The 201-nt window shown below is 56.7% G+C and carries 1 protein-coding gene; it reads left to right on the forward strand.

Annotated elements, in window-relative coordinates; translation table 11 throughout:
* Window positions 1-199, forward strand: a 199-nt coding sequence (locus tag QN359_RS20040; RefSeq protein ID WP_323493648.1) for a hypothetical protein, incomplete at its 5' end; no start/stop codon positions are given.
* Window positions 200-201 lie beyond the last annotated feature (2 nt).

Consider the following 201-nt stretch of genomic DNA (forward strand, 5'->3'; position numbering starts at 1 on the left):
CCCTCCCATCGGGTCGCTCCTTCGTCGCTCACCGGCCAAAAGAGGCTGTCGCAAAAGCCTGATCATTACCCACAAGTTAGGTCGATTACGCATTCACCCATTCGCCCAATTCGTCATTGCCGCACAGGCGGCAATCCAGTGGCGCGCACGCGCCTTTTATCTCTGTGCTGCTCAGGCGCAGCAGGACGTGTTGATTTAACA

The organism is Undibacterium sp. 5I2, from assembly GCF_035019605.1.
Lineage (GTDB): Bacteria > Pseudomonadota > Gammaproteobacteria > Burkholderiales > Burkholderiaceae_D > Undibacterium.